The 16,198-nt window shown below is 67.4% G+C and carries 15 protein-coding genes; 13 read left to right on the forward strand and 2 right to left on the reverse strand.

The annotated features are described in order from the left end of the window. Window positions 1–5 precede the first annotated feature (5 nt). Window positions 6–1,049 carry an LLM class F420-dependent oxidoreductase gene (locus tag EET03_RS04485; protein WP_075544599.1) on the reverse strand — a complete coding sequence of 348 codons (1,044 nt, stop codon included), beginning with the start codon at window positions 1,047–1,049 and terminating at the stop codon, window positions 6–8. Window positions 1,050–1,345: 296 nt separating this feature from the next. Between EET03_RS04485 and folB the strand changes: the two genes are divergently transcribed. Beyond that, on the forward strand, window positions 1,346–1,744 hold the full coding sequence (folB, locus tag EET03_RS04490; RefSeq protein ID WP_208648990.1) for a dihydroneopterin aldolase: 399 nt from the start codon (window positions 1,346–1,348) through the stop codon (window positions 1,742–1,744). 327 nt (window positions 1,745–2,071) lie between these two features. Here folB and EET03_RS04495 read toward each other — a convergent pair whose 3' ends face one another. Next, window positions 2,072–2,911: a dienelactone hydrolase family protein gene (locus tag EET03_RS04495; RefSeq protein WP_075544594.1), complete on the reverse strand. Its 840-nt coding sequence runs from the start codon at window positions 2,909–2,911 to the stop codon at window positions 2,072–2,074. A 98-nt stretch (window positions 2,912–3,009) separates the two neighbouring features. Here EET03_RS04495 and glmS point away from each other — a divergent pair, with 98 nt between their 5' ends. From glmS to groL, 12 genes are all read left to right on the forward strand, one after another. Continuing rightward, window positions 3,010–4,878 carry a glutamine--fructose-6-phosphate transaminase (isomerizing) gene (gene glmS / locus EET03_RS04500; RefSeq protein WP_063469999.1) on the forward strand — a complete coding sequence of 623 codons (1,869 nt, stop codon included), beginning with the start codon at window positions 3,010–3,012 and terminating at the stop codon, window positions 4,876–4,878. 55 nt (window positions 4,879–4,933) lie between these two features. Then, the gene (locus tag EET03_RS04505) at window positions 4,934–5,659 is read left to right on the forward strand and encodes a rhomboid-like protein (protein WP_099193978.1); all 726 of its coding nucleotides are present in this window, start codon (window positions 4,934–4,936) and stop codon (window positions 5,657–5,659) included. A gap of 30 nt (window positions 5,660–5,689) precedes the next feature. Then, on the forward strand, window positions 5,690–7,120 hold the full coding sequence (locus tag EET03_RS04510) for an NAD(P)H-hydrate dehydratase (RefSeq protein ID WP_099194326.1): 1,431 nt from the start codon (window positions 5,690–5,692) through the stop codon (window positions 7,118–7,120). Between the two features lie 27 nt (window positions 7,121–7,147). Continuing rightward, window positions 7,148–8,530 carry a glutamate decarboxylase gene (gad, locus tag EET03_RS04515; RefSeq protein WP_099193979.1) on the forward strand — a complete coding sequence of 461 codons (1,383 nt, stop codon included), beginning with the start codon at window positions 7,148–7,150 and terminating at the stop codon, window positions 8,528–8,530. Between the two features lie 263 nt (window positions 8,531–8,793). Continuing rightward, the gene (gene alr, locus EET03_RS04520) at window positions 8,794–9,954 is read left to right on the forward strand and encodes an alanine racemase (RefSeq protein WP_063470002.1); all 1,161 of its coding nucleotides are present in this window, start codon (window positions 8,794–8,796) and stop codon (window positions 9,952–9,954) included. 59 nt (window positions 9,955–10,013) lie between these two features. Beyond that, window positions 10,014–11,072: an alpha/beta fold hydrolase gene (locus EET03_RS04525; RefSeq protein ID WP_208648992.1), complete on the forward strand. Its 1,059-nt coding sequence runs from the start codon at window positions 10,014–10,016 to the stop codon at window positions 11,070–11,072. Beyond that, the gene (tsaE, locus tag EET03_RS04530) at window positions 11,065–11,520 is read left to right on the forward strand and encodes a tRNA (adenosine(37)-N6)-threonylcarbamoyltransferase complex ATPase subunit type 1 TsaE (RefSeq protein WP_063470004.1); all 456 of its coding nucleotides are present in this window, start codon (window positions 11,065–11,067) and stop codon (window positions 11,518–11,520) included. Before EET03_RS04525 ends, tsaE begins: the two co-directional genes overlap by 8 nt. After that, window positions 11,517–12,140 carry a tRNA (adenosine(37)-N6)-threonylcarbamoyltransferase complex dimerization subunit type 1 TsaB gene (gene tsaB / locus EET03_RS04535; RefSeq protein WP_075544590.1) on the forward strand — a complete coding sequence of 208 codons (624 nt, stop codon included), beginning with the start codon at window positions 11,517–11,519 and terminating at the stop codon, window positions 12,138–12,140. Before tsaE ends, tsaB begins: the two co-directional genes overlap by 4 nt. Then, complete coding sequence (gene rimI / locus EET03_RS04540; protein ID WP_075544589.1) at window positions 12,137–12,607, forward strand: ribosomal protein S18-alanine N-acetyltransferase; 471 nt, start codon at window positions 12,137–12,139, stop codon at window positions 12,605–12,607. The genes tsaB and rimI overlap by 4 nt, the downstream gene beginning before the upstream one ends. After that, a complete protein-coding gene (tsaD, locus tag EET03_RS04545; protein ID WP_075544588.1) occupies window positions 12,604–13,647 on the forward strand; it encodes a tRNA (adenosine(37)-N6)-threonylcarbamoyltransferase complex transferase subunit TsaD in 1,044 nt (347 codons plus the stop codon). The genes rimI and tsaD overlap by 4 nt, the downstream gene beginning before the upstream one ends. Before the next feature lie 321 nt (window positions 13,648–13,968). After that, window positions 13,969–14,271, forward strand: a complete 303-nt coding sequence (gene groES, locus EET03_RS04550; RefSeq protein WP_003418028.1) for a co-chaperone GroES — start codon at window positions 13,969–13,971, stop codon at window positions 14,269–14,271. Window positions 14,272–14,382: 111 nt separating this feature from the next. Beyond that, on the forward strand, window positions 14,383–16,011 hold the full coding sequence (gene groL / locus EET03_RS04555) for a chaperonin GroEL (protein ID WP_063470008.1): 1,629 nt from the start codon (window positions 14,383–14,385) through the stop codon (window positions 16,009–16,011). The last annotated feature ends 187 nt before the right edge of the window (window positions 16,012–16,198 follow it).

Raw genomic sequence — 16,198 nt, forward strand, 5'->3', positions numbered from 1 at the left:
CCGGGTCAGGAGGGACGCAGGCGTAGCAGTTCCTCGACATAGCGCACCGCTTCACCGGAGTCGCCGGTCACCGGTCTGACCAACAGCGTGGTGACACCGGCGTCGGCGAAGGCGGCCAGTCGTTCGGCGACGTGGCCCCGCGGCCCGATCAGCGAGATCCCGCGCACCAGCTCGTCGGGAACCGCGTCGATCGCCTCTCGTTTGCGGCCGGCCAGATACAGCTCCTGGATCCGGTCTGCGACCGCCCCGAAGCCGTAGCGGGTGGCCAGGCTGTGGTAGAAGTTGCGGCCTTTGGCGCCCATGCCGCCGATATAGAGGGCCAATTGCGGTTTGGTCCAGCCCAACCGCTCCTCGACATCCTCCCCGATTGCCAGCGAGGTGCCGACCATCACGTCCAGCGGGCCCATCGCGGGATCTCGGTTGGCGGTGCCGGCAGCCAGCGCTTCTCCCCAGACCCCGCGAGCCTTCTCCGGATAGAAGAACACCGGCTGCCAGCCCTCCGCGATCTCCGCGGTCAGTTCGACGTTCTTCGGTCCCAGCGCGGCGATCGATATCGGAATGCGTTCCCGCACAGGATGGTTGATCAGCTGCAGGGCTTTACCCAAACCTGTTCCGCGATCGGCGGGTAGCGGGATCTGGTAATGCTTGCCTGCGTAGTGCAGCCGCTCCCGGCGCCAGGTCCGCCGGCAGATTTCCACCACCTCGCGGGTACGGCCTATCGGGGCGTCGAATTCGACGCCATGGAAGCCCTCGATCACTTGCGGTCCGGACGTGCCGATTCCGAGGTGGAAGCGGCCGTCGGACACGAAGTCCAGGCCGGCGGCGGTCATCGCCAGCAGCGACGGCGTGCGGATATAGATCGGAAGTATCCCGGAGGCCAATTCCACGCGGGTTGTCCTGGCCGCCAGATACCCCAGGTGGCTGACGGCGTCAAAGGAATACGCCTCAGCCACCACTGCGATGTCGATGCCGGACTCCTCCAGTTCGACGACGCGGTCGACGGCTTCGTGAAAGCCGCCTGAGTAGTCCAGGGCGATGCCGATTCGCATCAACGACACTTACCACGGCGACACGGGCACCCCGCGCTGCGGTACCCCCACCCGATGCCGACGGGCGGTCGCTGAATCCGCAGATCAGCGGGTGCGGGTCGAATTCTCGCGGGACGCTGCGGCTTTGACTATTTCGACGGTGGACTCGCCGCCGCCCACTCCGAGTCGTTATCCTCGCGGTGTTCCCGGACCGGCTGCACCGTTCGGGCGTTGGACTGAATTCAGCCACCGACTCGAACCAATCCGGCCAAGTCACGGACCAGGCGTCCTCCGCGATACAGTTGGCCAGGTCGTTCGTGTGGACAGCGGATTTAGGTTGGGAGAAAATTCCCATGTCCGATAGGCTCGACAAAATCTATATCCGCGATCTAGCGTTGCGGTGCATCATTGGCACATTCCCGGAGGAGCGGCACAAAAAGCAGGATGTGGTGATCAACGTCGTGATGTGGGCCGATCTCGCCGTGGCGGGCCAAACGGATGATATCCACGATACCGTCGATTACAAGCGGATCACCAAAGCCATCTTGACCGCTATTGAGCCTTCTAGCTACCGGCTGATCGAAAAGATCGCGCAGGCGGTGGCGGATATTTGTCTCGCCGATCCGCTGGTGGAAAAAGTGAAGGTAACCGTCGATAAGCCCGGCGCTCTCCGCTTTGCCAGGTCTCCGGCGGTATCGATTTATCGAGAGCGTTAGAAACATGGCCCATCATCGCGTTTATCTCAGCGTTGCCGCTAGCATTCAGCCGGAAGCCAATATTTTTCGGGCGATGACGGAAATGGAAAAGTTCTGCTCCATCAGAGCTTTGTCGCGCTGTTTCAGGGCGAAAATTCGGCCGTTCATTCACCGAAACGTGAATCCGCCGTCGGACCCGTGTGTTTGCACACCGGTCGAATTTTTGGTGCCGATTGGAGTCGGTCCATAATGCCCAGTTTTTCCTATAGATTCCCAGCCCCGATGTTTCCGTGCGGCTGACATCCCGGTTTGACCGGATTCGGGTTGGTGTTGTGCCCGCGACACGTCTTACTTCAACAGCGTGACGATTTTCTCTTCGGGGGTCACCGGAGGAGCTTCTGGATCCAGCGGGTCCGTCTTGGGCAGCTGCGCATCGGGATCGGCGAACTCGCGATATGCCTTGTCGCCGCCGAGGGTGTACAGCAGATATCCGGTGAGCAGCGCCCGCACCGAACGCTGCGTCCTGCGGTCCGCGCCGGCCAGCCCGACCACCTTCGTCAGCCGCCTGCCCTCGACCAGGCCGCCGGCCTTGGCTTTGCTGACGATGCGCAGCGTGGCCGCGTCCCAGACCTGCGACAGCTCGAGGGCGTTGGACGTCAACGTCTTGCGATCTCCTGGTGCGCTCATGATCAGGCCCGGGACTTTCAGTGTCGCTGCGGGCTGCTCCGGCGGGGGAGCGGTCACTGTCGGAAAGATCGCCGCCACGGCTGCCGGCTTGGCGGGCATGCCGGCCGCCGCGAACACCGCGGCCGAGCCGCCGAAGCCGTGTCCCACCAGCCCCAGCTTGGCGGGGTGCACGCTGATCTTTCCGGGCCCCAGCCGCACCCCCGCCACGATATCGAGCCCAACACCGAGGTCGAAGGCCAGGTTCAGCACCGACGGCGCCAAGCCCCGTTGGGTATCGGGAGCTCCGGCCACGATGCCCCATGACGCGAGGTGTTCGAGCAGGCCCGAATAGCGGGTGGCGGAGGTCAGCCAGTCGTGGCCGAACGCGATACCGGGCAGGTTGAGTCCGGCTTCCGGGGTGTACACCACCCCCGGTAGGCCGGCAAAGGCGAGGTCACCGCGCAGAACGCGGTGGGGACCACGGCGGCTGAGGGCGGTGAAGAGCTTGCGGGTGCGGGCCACCCGTCGACGTTAGCGGTGACTCTGAGGATGGGTCCAGTGGTCCAACGGCGTCGTCACGATAGCGCTGACGCGCGGCGGCTGCACTACCCTGGTCTGCTATGTGCGGAATTGTCGGCTACGTGGGACAGCGTCCTGCCTGCGAGGTCGTCCTGGACGCGCTGCGCCGGATGGAGTACCGCGGCTACGACTCCTCGGGCATGGCCGTGGTCGACCGTGAGGGCAAGCTCACAGTGCGCCGCCGTGCCGGCCGGCTGGCCAACCTGGAGGCGGCGGTGGCCGACACGGCGCCGACCGAGCTGACCGGTACCACCGGCTTGGGCCACACCCGCTGGGCCACCCACGGTCGTCCCACCGACCGCAACGCGCACCCGCACCGCGACGCCGCCGGCAGGATCGCCGTGGTCCACAACGGCATCATCGAGAACTTCGCCATGCTGCGCCAGGAGCTGGAGACGGCCGGCGTGGAGTTTGCCAGCGACACCGACACCGAGGTCGCGGTGCACCTGGTGTCGCAGGCATACCACCAGGGCGACACGGCCGGCGATTTCGTCGCCTCCGTACTGTCCGTGCTGCGCCGGCTGGAGGGCCACTTCACCCTGGTCTTCGCCAACGCCGACGATCCGGGCACCATCGTCGCTGCCCGCCGCTCAACTCCGTTGGTGCTCGGCATCGGCGACGGCGAGATGTTCGTCGGCTCCGACGTGGCCGCATTCATCGAACACACCCGCCACGCCGTCGAACTCGGCCAGGACCAGGCGGTGGTGATCACCGCGGACGGCTACCGGATCACCGACTTCGACGGCAACCCGGACGATGCGAATGCGAGAGAGTTTCACATCGACTGGGACCTGGCGGCCGCGGAAAAGGGCGGCTACGAGTACTTCATGCTCAAAGAGATCGCCGAACAGCCCACCGCGGTGGCCGATACGCTGCTGGGGCATTTCGTCGGCAATCGGATCGTGCTCGACGAACAACGCTTGAGCGATCAGGAGCTGCGCGACATCGACAAGGTGTTCGTGGTCGCCTGCGGCACGGCGTATCACTCCGGGCTACTCGCCAAGTACGCCATCGAGCACTGGACGCGACTGCCGGTGGAAGTGGAGCTGGCCAGCGAATTCCGGTATCGCGACCCGGTTTTGGACCGCAGCACGCTGGTCGTGGCGGTCTCGCAGTCCGGGGAAACGGCCGACACGTTGGAAGCGGTCCGCCACGCCAAGGAGCAGAAGGCCAAGGTGCTGGCCATCTGCAACACCAACGGCTCCCAGATCCCACGGGAGTGCGATGCGGTGTTGTACACCCGCGCGGGCCCGGAGATCGGCGTCGCCTCCACCAAGACGTTCCTGGCGCAGGTTGCCGCCAATTACCTGCTCGGTCTGGCCCTGGCGCAGGCCCGCGGCACCAAGTACCCAGACGAGGTCGAGCGCGAGTACCGCGAGCTGGAAGCGATGCCCGATCTGGTGGCCCGGGTCATCTCCGGAGTCAAGCCGGTGGCCGACCTGGCCTACCGGTTCGCGCAGTCGTCGACGGTGCTGTTCCTGGGTCGCCATGTCGGCTACCCGGTGGCGCTGGAAGGTGCGCTCAAACTCAAGGAACTGGCCTACATGCACGCCGAGGGTTTCGCGGCCGGTGAGCTCAAGCACGGCCCGATCGCACTGATCGAAGACGACCTGCCGGTGATCGTCATCATGCCCTCGCCCAAGGGCTCGGCCACACTGCACGCAAAGCTGCTGTCCAATATCCGCGAAATCCAGACCCGGGGCGCGGTGACCATCGTGATCGCCGAGGAGGGCGACGACACCGTGCGTCCCTACGCCGATCACCTCATCGAAATCCCCGCGGTGTCAACGCTTTTGCAACCGCTGCTGTCGACCATTCCGCTTCAGGTGTTCGCCGCTGCGGTCGCCCAGGCCCGGGGTTACGACGTGGACAAGCCGCGCAACCTGGCCAAGTCCGTCACCGTGGAGTAGCGGGCGCACGGCCGGACCCTTCACGCGGCACCGCCAGGCATGCAAAAGTTGACGCGTGACGAATGTATCGGTGTCGGCGCGAGTGCGCGGCTGGGCGCTTGCGGTGTGGCATTTCGTCAGCAACGCGCCATTGACGTACACCTGGCTGTTGGTACTGGCGATCACGACGATCATCCAGAACCAGCTCACCGGGCGGCAGTTGCACACCGTCCTGCTGCACCGGTCGACCAACATCAGGCACCTGGGGCGAGATCCGCTGGAGGTGCTGTTCTCCAGCCTGTTGTGGATCGACGGCCGGAACCTGGAGCCCTACCTTTTACTGTTCACGCTGTTTCTCGCTCCCGCCGAGCATTGGCTTGGCCAGTTGCGTTGGCTCACAGTAGGACTGACCGCTCACATCGGCGCTACTTATTTCAGCGAGGGTTTGCTCTACTTTGCGATCCAAGTGCGTGACGCGTCCGAACGTCTGGTGCAGGCGCGCGATATCGGGGTCAGCTACTTCCTGGTGGGGGTGATGGCCGTGCTGACCTACCACATCGCCAAGCCGTGGCGGTGGGGCTACCTGGGCGTGCTGTTCGTCATCTTCGGCTTCCCGCTGATCACCATGGACAAGACCGAACTGGGCTTCACCGCGATCGGACACTTCACGGCCATTCTCATCGGCCTGGCCTTCTATCCGATGGCTCGAGAACGCCAACGGCCGGCGTGGAATCCGGCGAGGCTCAAGGAGATTTTCCGCAAGCGAGGCTCGCAGGAGGCGCCGGCCCCCCATACCGTCTAAGCCACTCGCACGCATGGAATGCTGACACCGATGCGGCATTACTACTCTGCAGACGAGATCCGCGACGCCGAAGCACCGCTGTTGGCCAGCCTGCCCGACGGCGCACTGATGCGGCGCGCGGCCTACGGATTGGCCACCGAGATCATTCGGGAACTGACCGACCGCACCGGCGGGGTTGCCGGCCGCCGGGTGTGCGCGGTCGTCGGATCCGGTGACAACGGCGGCGACGCGCTGTGGGCAGCCACCTTCCTGCGCCGCCGCGGCGCGTCGGCCCGCGCGGTCCTGCTCAACCCGGAACGCACCCACCGTAAGGCGCTGACAGCGTTCACCAAAGCCGGCGGTCGCATCGTCGAAAAGGTGCCTGCCGCAACCGATCTCGTTATCGACGGGGTGGTGGGCATCTCCGGTTCGGGGCCGCTGCGGCCCGCTGCGGCCGAGGTGTTCGCCGCCGTGCAGGACGCCGCGATCCCGGTGGTCGCCGTCGACATCCCCAGCGGCATCGACGTGGCGACCGGGGCGATCACCGGTCCCGCGGTTCGCGCTGCGCTGACCGTCACCTTCGGTGGCCTCAAACCGGTCCACGCGCTGGCCGATTGCGGTCGCGTCGTGCTCGTCGATATCGGGCTCGACCTGCCCGACACCGATCTGCGGGGGTTTCAGGCCGCCGACGTACTCGCGCGCTGGCCGGTACCCGGCCCCGACGACGACAAGTACACCCAGGGCGTCACCGGTGTCCTGGCCGGGTCCTCGACGTATCCGGGTGCGGCGGTGCTGTGCACCGGTGCAGCGGTTGCGGCCACCTCGGGGATGGTCCGCTACGCCGGCAGCGCCCACGCCGAGGTGCTCTCCCACTGGCCGGAGGTGATCGCGTCGTCCACCCCGGCGGCGGCCGGACGGGTGCAGGCCTGGGTCGCCGGGCCGGGACTGGGTACCTCAGACGAGGAGGCCGCTGGAGCCGCCGCGTTGTGGTTCGCGCTGGAAACCGACCTTCCCGTCCTGGTCGACGCCGACGGGCTGACCATGCTGGCGGCCCATCCGGAGTTGGTGGTCAATCGCCGGGCGGCGACGGTGCTGACGCCGCATGCCGGTGAATTCGCCAGGCTGGCCGGCGCACCGCCCGGCCCCGATCGGGTCGGCGCCTGCCGCAGGCTCGCCGACAACTTCGGCGCCACCGTGCTGCTCAAGGGGAACGTCACCGTCATCGCCGATCCCGGCGGCCCGGTTTACCTGAGTCCGGCCGGACAATCGTGGGCGGCAACCGCCGGTTCCGGTGACGTGCTGTCCGGGATGATCGGTGCCCTGCTGGCGTCAGGGCTTGCACCGGCCGAGGCAGCCGCGGCAGCGGCCTTCGTGCATGCCCGAGCGGCCGGGCTGTCGGCCATTGATCCAGGGCCCGGCGGCGCGCCGACGTCGGCGTCGCGAATCCTGCACCACATCAGGGCCGCCCTGGCTGCTCTGTAAAGCGCTGTCACAACGAAAGGACCCGCCGTGCCCCCCAGCCACCCGTCCGTGCCCACGCACTCGATTGCCCCGGCCTACACCGGGCGGATGTTCACCGCTCCCGTCCCGGCACTCCGGCTGCCCGAGGAATCGATGGATCCGGAAGCCGCCTACCAGTTCATCCACGACGAGCTCATGCTCGACGGCAGTTCGCGGCTGAACCTGGCCACCTTTGTCACCACCTGGATGGACCCCGAGGCCGGGCGGCTGATGGCCGAGACGTTCGACAAGAACATGATCGACAAAGACGAATACCCGGCGACCGCGGCCATCGAGTCGCGCTGCGTATCCATGGTGGCCGACCTGTTCCACGCCGAGGGGCTGCGCGACGACGACCCGGGCAGCGCCACCGGGGTGTCGACGATCGGCTCCAGCGAGGCGGTGATGCTGGGTGGGCTGGCCATGAAGTGGCGTTGGCGGGCAAAGACCAAGGACTGGAAGGGTCGCACACCCAACCTGGTGATGGGTTCCAACGTGCAGGTGGTGTGGGAGAAGTTCTGCCGTTACTTCGACGTCGAACCCCGTTATCTGCCGATGGAAAAAGGGCGCTACGTCATTACTCCCGAGCAGGTCATCGATGCCGTCGACGAGGACACCATCGGCGTGGTGGCGATTCTGGGCACCACCTACACCGGTGAGCTGGAGCCGATCGCCGAGATCTGCGCGGCGCTGGACGCATTGGCGGCGGGTGGCGGTGTCGACGTCCCCGTGCACGTCGACGCCGCCAGCGGAGGCTTCGTGGCGCCGTTCCTGCATCCGGACCTGCAGTGGGACTTCCGCCTGCCGCGGGTGGTGTCGATCAACGTCAGCGGCCACAAGTACGGGCTGACCTATCCGGGCGTCGGGTTCGTGGTGTGGCGGGCCCCCGAATATCTACCGGAGGAGCTGGTGTTCCGGGTCAATTACCTGGGCGGCGACATGCCGACGTTCACGCTGAACTTCTCGCGTCCGGGCAACCAGGTCGTCGGTCAGTACTACAACTTCCTGCGGCTGGGCCGCGAGGGCTACACCAAGGTCATGCAGGCCCTGTCGCAGACGGCGCGGTGGCTCGGCGAGCAGCTAGAGAGAGCCGAGCATTGCGAGCTGATTTCGGACGGTTCGGCGATTCCGGTCGTCGCCTTCCGGCTGGCCGGCGACCGCGGCTACACCGAGTTCGACCTCTCGCACGAGTTGCGCACCTGCGGGTGGCAGGTCCCGGCCTACACCATGCCCGACAACGCCACCGACATCTCCGTGCTGCGCATTGTGGTGCGGGAAGGACTTTCCGCCGACCTGGCCCGGGCATTACATGACGACATCTCCACCGCGGTGCGGACCCTGGACAAGCTCAAACCCGGCGGTCACTACGACGCCCAACACTTCGCGCATTAGCGCGGACCCTTCGGGAGGCGCGCGCACCGCAGCGGCGTCATGTCACATCCGTCACAGTGGCCTCTGGCGGGGACGGTGTTCGTCGTGCCCACCTATGAGCGACACGTGAGGTTGTCGCTGCGAGGTGGGCACATCGGGTGCCTGCCAACCTAGAGACGGGTGTGACGCATGTGACCAACGCCGCCTAGCTCTCCCCGGTGATCCGATCCGTTCTGGGAGAATGGCTGCGAACCGACATACAGACGAGTGGGAGCACGACTTCGTTGGCTGTTACGCCGATATCCCGGACACCGGGCGTCCTGGCCGAAGCCGTGGTGGACTTGGGCGCCGTCGAGCACAATGTGCGGGTGCTGCGGGAGCACGCCGGGAACGCACAGGTCATGGCCGTAGTCAAGGCCGACGGCTACGGCCACGGCGCGACCAGGGTCGCCCGGGCGGCGCTGGCGGCGGGGGCGGCCGAACTCGGTGTCGCCACCGTCGACGAGGCGCTGGCGCTGCGCGCCGACGGCATCACCGCGCCGGTGCTGGCCTGGTTACATCCGCCCGGCATCGATTTCGGCCCTGCGCTGGTTGCCGACGTCGAAATCGCGGTCTCGTCGGCACGTCAACTCGACGAACTGCTGGATGCGGTGCGCCGTACCGGCAGGACGGCGACGGTGACCGTCAAGGTCGACACCGGTCTCAACCGCAACGGCGTGGCGCCGGCGCTGTACCCGGACATGCTGGCCAGGTTGCGTCAGGCCGTCGCCGAAAATGCGATCCGGCTGCGGGGGCTGATGTCGCACCTGGTGTACGCCGACGCCCCGGAACAGCCCATCAACGACGTTCAGGCCCAACGGTTCCGGGACATGCTGGCATACGCCCGCGAACAGGGCGTCGGGTTCGAAGTGGCGCACCTGTCGAATTCCTCGGCGACCATGGCCCGTCCCGACCTGACCCTCGACCTGGTGCGGCCGGGCATCGCGGTGTACGGGTTGAGCCCGGTTCCGGAGCTGGGCGAGATGGGCCTGGTGCCGGCGATGACCGTGAAATGCGCTGTAGCCCTGGTCAAGTCGGTTCCCGCAGGCGAAGGCGTGTCGTACGGGCACACCTGGATCGCGCCGCACGACACCACGGTGGCACTGCTGCCGATTGGCTACGCCGACGGCGTGTTCCGTTCGCTGGGCGGGCGCCTGGAGGTACTGATCAACGGCCGGCGACGACCGGGCGTCGGCCGGATCTGCATGGACCAGTTCGTCGTCGACCTCGGCCCCGGCCGGGTCGACGTGGCCGAAGGTGACGAGGCCATTCTGTTCGGGCCCGGAACCCGCGGCGAGCCCACCGCACAGGACTGGGCCGATCTGGTGGGCACCATCCACTACGAAGTGGTCACCAGCCCGCGCGGGCGGATCACCAGGATCTATCGCGAGGCTGAAAACCGTTGAATCCCAACCAATCCCATAAGGGCCACCAGGGTAGGGCCTGGCTTGCGGGAGGCGCCGGGCTGACCGCGGTCGCCACGATCGTCGGAGCCGCTGCCCGCCGGTCGCTGGCCGAACGCAGCGGCGTCGTCGAAGACCCTTACGCCGACGAGGATTTCGAGCGGCTGGACAGCGATCGCGGCCACGTGGTGACCACCCCCGACGGGGTCCAGCTGGCGGTGCGCGAGGCCGGGCCGACCGACGCCCCGGTAACCGTGGTGTTCGCCCACGGCTTTTGCCTCCGCATGGGTGCCTTCCACTTTCAGCGGATGCGGCTGGGCGAACACTGGGGCTCGCAGGTGCGCATGGTCTTCTACGACCAGCGTGGGCATGGCCAGTCCGGCGAAGCCGCACCCGAGACCTACACGCTGACCCAGCTGGGCCAGGACCTGGAAACGGTGCTGCGGGCCGCCGCGCCGCGCGGGCCGATTGTGCTGGTCGGTCATTCCATGGGCGGCATGACGGTGTTGTCGCATGCCCGCCAGTTCCCCGAGCACTATGGGCGCCGGCGACGGATCGTGGGGGCAGCGGTGATCTCCTCGGCCGCCGAAGGGGTGACGCGCTCACCGCTCGGCGAGTTCCTGAAGAACCCGGCGTTGGAAGCCGTGCGCTTCACCGCCCGCTCCGCACCGAAGCTGGTACATCGGGGCCGCACCGTGTCCCGGTCGCTGATCGCCCCGATCCTGCGCGCCGCGTCCTTCAGTGACCTGCAGGTCAGCCGGAGCCTGGATGCGTTCTCGCAGCGGATGATGAACGACACCCCGATCGCCACCCTGGTGGAGTTCCTGCAGGCCCTGGAAGTCCACGACGAAACCGCCGGGCTGTGGACGTTGCTGAAGGTCCCGACCCTGATTGCCTGCGGCGACCACGATCTGCTCACCCCGGACGAATACTCGAAGAAGATGGCGGCTTCGCTGCCGCAGTCGGAATTGGTCATCGTCAGCGGGGCAAGTCATCTGGCGCTGCTGGAGAAGCCCGACATCATCAACGAGGGATTGATTCGGCTGGTCGACCGGGCTACGCCGGGCGCACTGACGTTGCGGTACCGGCAACTGCGAGAACGGTTGCGACGCCGTGGCTGAGCAGCAGAAACTGGAGCGCGTCGAGGACACCGTCGCCCTGGGAGCCCGGTTGGGTGAGCAGCTGCGGGCCGGCGACGTGGTGGTGCTCTCCGGTCCACTGGGCGCGGGAAAGACCGTGCTGGCCAAGGGAATTGCCGCAACCATGGATGTCGAAGGTCCGGTCACCTCGCCGACCTACGTGCTGGCGCGGGTACACCCGGCGCGCCGCCCCGGCCGTCCGGCGATGATTCACGTCGACCTGTACCGCTTGCTGGACCGGCCCGGGGCCGCTCTGCTCGGCGAGCTCGACTCCCTGGACCTCGACACCGAACTCGACGACGCGGTGGTGGTGGTCGAGTGGGGTGAGGGCCTGGCCGAACGCCTTTCGCAGCGTCACCTCGACGTCCGGTTGGAGCGAGTCAGCCATTCCGACGTGCGGATCGCGACCTGGCAGTGGGTGTGTTCATGAGCCTCGTCCTTGCCATCGACACCGCGACCCCGGCCGTGACCGCGGGCGTGGTGCGCCTTGATGGCTTTGTCACCGTGGCCCAGCGGGTTACCGTCGACGCGCGGGCGCACGCCGAACGGCTGACACCTAACGTGCTGGCCGCACTCGCCGAGGCGGCGCTGAACATGAGCGAGCTGGACGCCGTGGTGGTCGGCTGCGGCCCCGGCCCGTTTACCGGGCTGCGGGTCGGGATGGCGACGGCCGCGGCCTATGGGCATGCGCTGCAGATCCCGGTGTACGGCGTGTGCAGCCTGGACGCCATCGGCGGCCAGACCGCCGGTGACACGCTGGTCGTCACCGACGCCCGCCGCCGCGAGGTGTACTGGGCCCGATACCGCGACGGGGTCCGCACCGCCGGGCCGGCCGTCAGCGCCCCGGCAGACGTCGATCCCGGGCCGGCCCGCGCCGTCGCCGGCTCGCCCGAGCACGCGGCGTTGTTCGGCCTGCCACGGTGTGAGCCGGTGTACCCGACGCCGGCCGGGCTGGTCGGCGCGGTGCGCGAGTGGTCCGACAGCCCGCCGCCGCTGATGCCGCTGTATCTGCGACGGCCGGATGCCAAGCCGTTGGCGGCTCGCGCATGACCGCCCACACCGGGCCCGTCATCCTCGGAGCGCTGACCCCTGCCGATGCCGGGCGGTGCGCCGAGCTGGAAGCGCAGCTGTTCGACGGCGACGACCCGTGGCCGGCGGTGGCGTTCGAACGGGAACTGGCCAGCGCGCGCAACCACTATGTGGGCGCGCGCAGCGGCGACGCCCTGGTCGGCTATGCCGGCATTTCCCGGCTGGGCCGCACCCCGCCCTACGAGTACGAGGTGCACACCATCGGGGTGGATCCGGCCCACCAGGGACAGGGCATCGGCCGTCGGCTGCTCAACGACCTGCTCGATTTTGCCGATGGCGGCGTCGTATACCTGGAGGTCCGCACCGACAACGAGGCCGCCCTTGCGCTGTATCGCAGCGTGGGATTCGAGCAGATCGGCCTGCGCCGGCGCTACTACCGGGTCAGCGGCGCCGACGCCTACACGATGCGACGGGAGGCGCGCCGATGACCATCATCCTGGCCATCGAAACCTCGTGCGACGAAACGGGAGTCGGCATCGCGCGGCTGGCCGGCACGGGTGCTGCGGCCACGGTGACATTGCTGGCCGACGAAGTGGCCTCCAGCGTCGACGAGCACGTGCGCTTCGGCGGTGTGGTCCCCGAGATTGCCTCCCGGGCTCACCTGGAAGCGCTTGGTCCCGCGATGCGCCGGGCACTGGCGGCGGCCGGTGTGAAACGACCGGACGTCGTCGCCGCCACCATCGGCCCGGGCCTGGCCGGTGCGCTGTTGGTGGGAGTGGCCGCGGCCAAAGCCTATGCGGCGGCGTGGGGAGTGCCGTTCTACGCCGTCAATCATCTGGGCGGGCACTTGGCCGCCGATGTCTACGAACACGGCCCGCTGCCCGAGTGCGTGGCGCTGCTGGTGTCGGGTGGGCACACCCACCTGCTGCGGGTGCGGTCGCTCGGCGAACCGATCGTCGAGCTCGGCAGCACCGTCGACGACGCGGCCGGTGAGGCCTACGACAAGGTGGCACGGTTGCTGGGCCTGGGCTATCCGGGCGGCAAGGTGCTTGACGACCTGGCCCGCACCTGCGGCCGCGAGGCCGCGGAGATCCCCGTGTTCCCTCGCGGCATGACCGGGGCGGCCGACGATCGCTACGCATTCAGCTTCTCCGGGCTCAAGACTGCGGTAGCCCGCTATCTGGAAAGCCATCCGGATTTCCGGCCCGCCGACGTCGCGGCCGGATTCCAGGAGTCCGTCGCCGACGTGTTGACCAAGAAGGCGGTGCGCGCGGCCACCGATCTGGGGGTGTCGACCTTGCTGATCGCGGGCGGCGTGGCCGCCAACTCCCGGCTGCGCGAGCTGGCCACCCAGCGCTGCGCCGAGGCGGGGCTGGGTCTGCGAATCCCCAGGCCCCGGCTGTGCACCGACAACGGCGCTATGATCGCCGCGTTCGCCGCGCACCTGGTGGCAGCGCAGGCGCCGCCGTCACCGCTGGAAGCCGCGACCGATCCCGGCCTGCCCGTGGTCACGGGACTGGTGAGCTAGCCCTTTTTCACGAAATTGCCGTCACGGCTGTAGTTGGTGAGCGGATCGCAACCATGGCGGCAATCTCGGTGTCGGCGGCCTCCGCAACGCCAACACGCAGAAGCAGCGGGGTGCTCTTGAGTGCTAGCACTCTCATGTATAGAGTGCTAGGTGGCAGTCGGACGACCCCAGTTGCCGGCACCCGCGACGACGGCGCGAGGGCACGGAAGAATGCCGAATCACCTGGTAATTCGGACGGTTCCGGGGCAAGCCCCGGACCGACCGCCAACTCCGGTCCGGGCCTGAACCCGGACCCGACCCAATAAGTGGAGGGCTCCAATCGTGGCGAAGGTGAACATCAAGCCACTCGAGGACAAGATTCTCGTGCAGGCCAACGAGGCCGAGACCACGACCGCGTCCGGTCTGGTCATTCCCGACACCGCTAAGGAGAAGCCCCAGGAGGGCACCGTCGTCGCTGTCGGCCCCGGCCGGTGGGACGAGGATGGCGAGAAGCGAATCCCGCTAGACGTCGCCGAAGGCGACACCGTCATCTACAGCAAGTACGGCGGCACTGAGATCAAGTACAACGGCGAGGAATACCTGATCCTGTCGGCACGCGACGTGCTGGCTGTCGTTTCCAAGTAACAGAACCGTGTTCCGCCCCGGCGATCCCCGTGCTCGACCACGGGTGATTTCCGGGGCGGCATGCGTTAGCGGCCGAGGCCGTAGTGGACATTGCCCGGCGGAAGGAACCTGATGAGCAAGCTTATTGAGTACGACGAAATCGCGCGTCGCGCCATGGAGGCGGGCGCGGACAAGCTCGCCGACACGGTAAGGGTGACGTTGGGCCCGCGTGGTCGGCACGTGGTGTTGGCCAAGTCCTTCGGCGGACCCACTATCACCAACGACGGTGTCACCGTCGCGCGTGAGATCGACCTGGAAGACCCCTTCGAGAATCTGGGTGCCCAGCTGGTGAAGTCGGTGGCCACCAAGACCAACGACGTGGCCGGCGACGGCACCACCACCGCCACCGTGCTGGCCCAAGCTCTGCTCAAGGCCGGCTTGCGGCTGGTCGCTGCGGGTGTCAACCCGATCGCGCTCGGCGCCGGCATCGGCAAGGCTGCCGACGCGGTGTCCGAAGCGCTGCTCGCGTCGGCAACACCCGTATCGGGTAAGGACGCCATCGCTCAGGTGGCCACGGTGTCCTCGCGCGACGAGCAGATCGGTGAGCTGGTGGGCGAGGCGATGACCAAGGTCGGCGCCGACGGCGTGGTCAGCGTCGAGGAATCCTCGACGCTGACCACCGAGCTGGAATTCACCGAGGGTGTCGGCTTTGACAAGGGCTTTCTGTCGGCGTACTTCGTCACCGACTTCGACTCCCAGGAGGCCGTGCTCGAAGACGCGCTGATCCTGTTGCACCAGGAGAAGATCAGCTCGCTGCCGGACCTGCTGCCGTTGTTGGAGAAGGTTGCCGAATCGGGCAAGCCGCTGGTGATCATCGCCGAGGACGTCGAGGGCGAGGCGTTGGCGACGCTGGTCGTCAACTCCATCCGCAAGACGCTGCGAGCGGTCGCGGTGAAGTCGCCGTACTTCGGCGACCGGCGTAAGGCGTTCCTGCAGGACCTGGCGGCGGTGACGGGCGCCGAGGTGGTCAATCCCGACGCCGGCCTGGTGCTGCGCGAGGTGGGCCTGGAGGTATTGGGCTCGGCCCGCCGTGTGGTGGTCAGCAAGGACGAAACCATCATCGTCGACGGCGGCGGCGCTCCGGAAGCGGTCGCGGCCCGGGTCAATCTGCTGCGCGGCGAGATCGAGCGAAGCGACTCCGACTGGGATCGCGAGAAGTTGGGCGAGCGGCTGGCCAAGTTGGCCGGCGGGGTGGCCGTCATCAAGGTGGGCGCCGCCACCGAGACGGAGCTCAAAGAGCGCAAGGAAAGCGTCGAGGACGCGGTCGCGGCCGCCAAGGCGGCGGTCGAGGAGGGCATCGTCGCCGGGGGCGGCTCCGCGCTGATCCAGGCCCGCCAGGCGCTGAAAGACCTGCGCGCGTCGCTGTCGGGCGACGAGGCGCTCGGCGTCGACGTGTTCTCCGAGGCGCTCGCCGCGCCGCTGTACTGGATCGCAACCAATGCTGGGCTGGACGGCGCGGTGGTGGTCAGCAAGGTCAGCGAACTGCCCGCCGGACACGGGTTGAACGCCAGCACCCTGACTTATGGCGACCTGGCCGCCGACGGTGTCGTCGACCCGGTCAAGGTGACCAGGTCCGCGGTGCTCAACGCCGCATCGGTGGCCAGGATGGTGCTCACCACCGAGACGGCGGTGGTCGAAAAGCCCGCCAATGCGGAGCAGCACGACCATCACGGTCACGGCCACGGCCATCACCACCACTAGATGAGTAATTCCCAACTGCGCGCGGAGTGTGCATCGGCTGCGCCGAGTGTGTACTGGCGGCGGCGACACGCCGAGCGGCGCCGCAGTGGTTGCACTCTCGGCGTGTCGGCTTGTGAAGGATGTGGTTGGAGGGCACCGATGGACAGTTATGAAGACAGACCTCGATGCCCTCCTGACCGAACTGTAT

The sequence above is a fragment of the Mycobacterium innocens genome, assembly GCF_900566055.1.
Taxonomy (GTDB): domain Bacteria; phylum Actinomycetota; class Actinomycetes; order Mycobacteriales; family Mycobacteriaceae; genus Mycobacterium; species Mycobacterium innocens.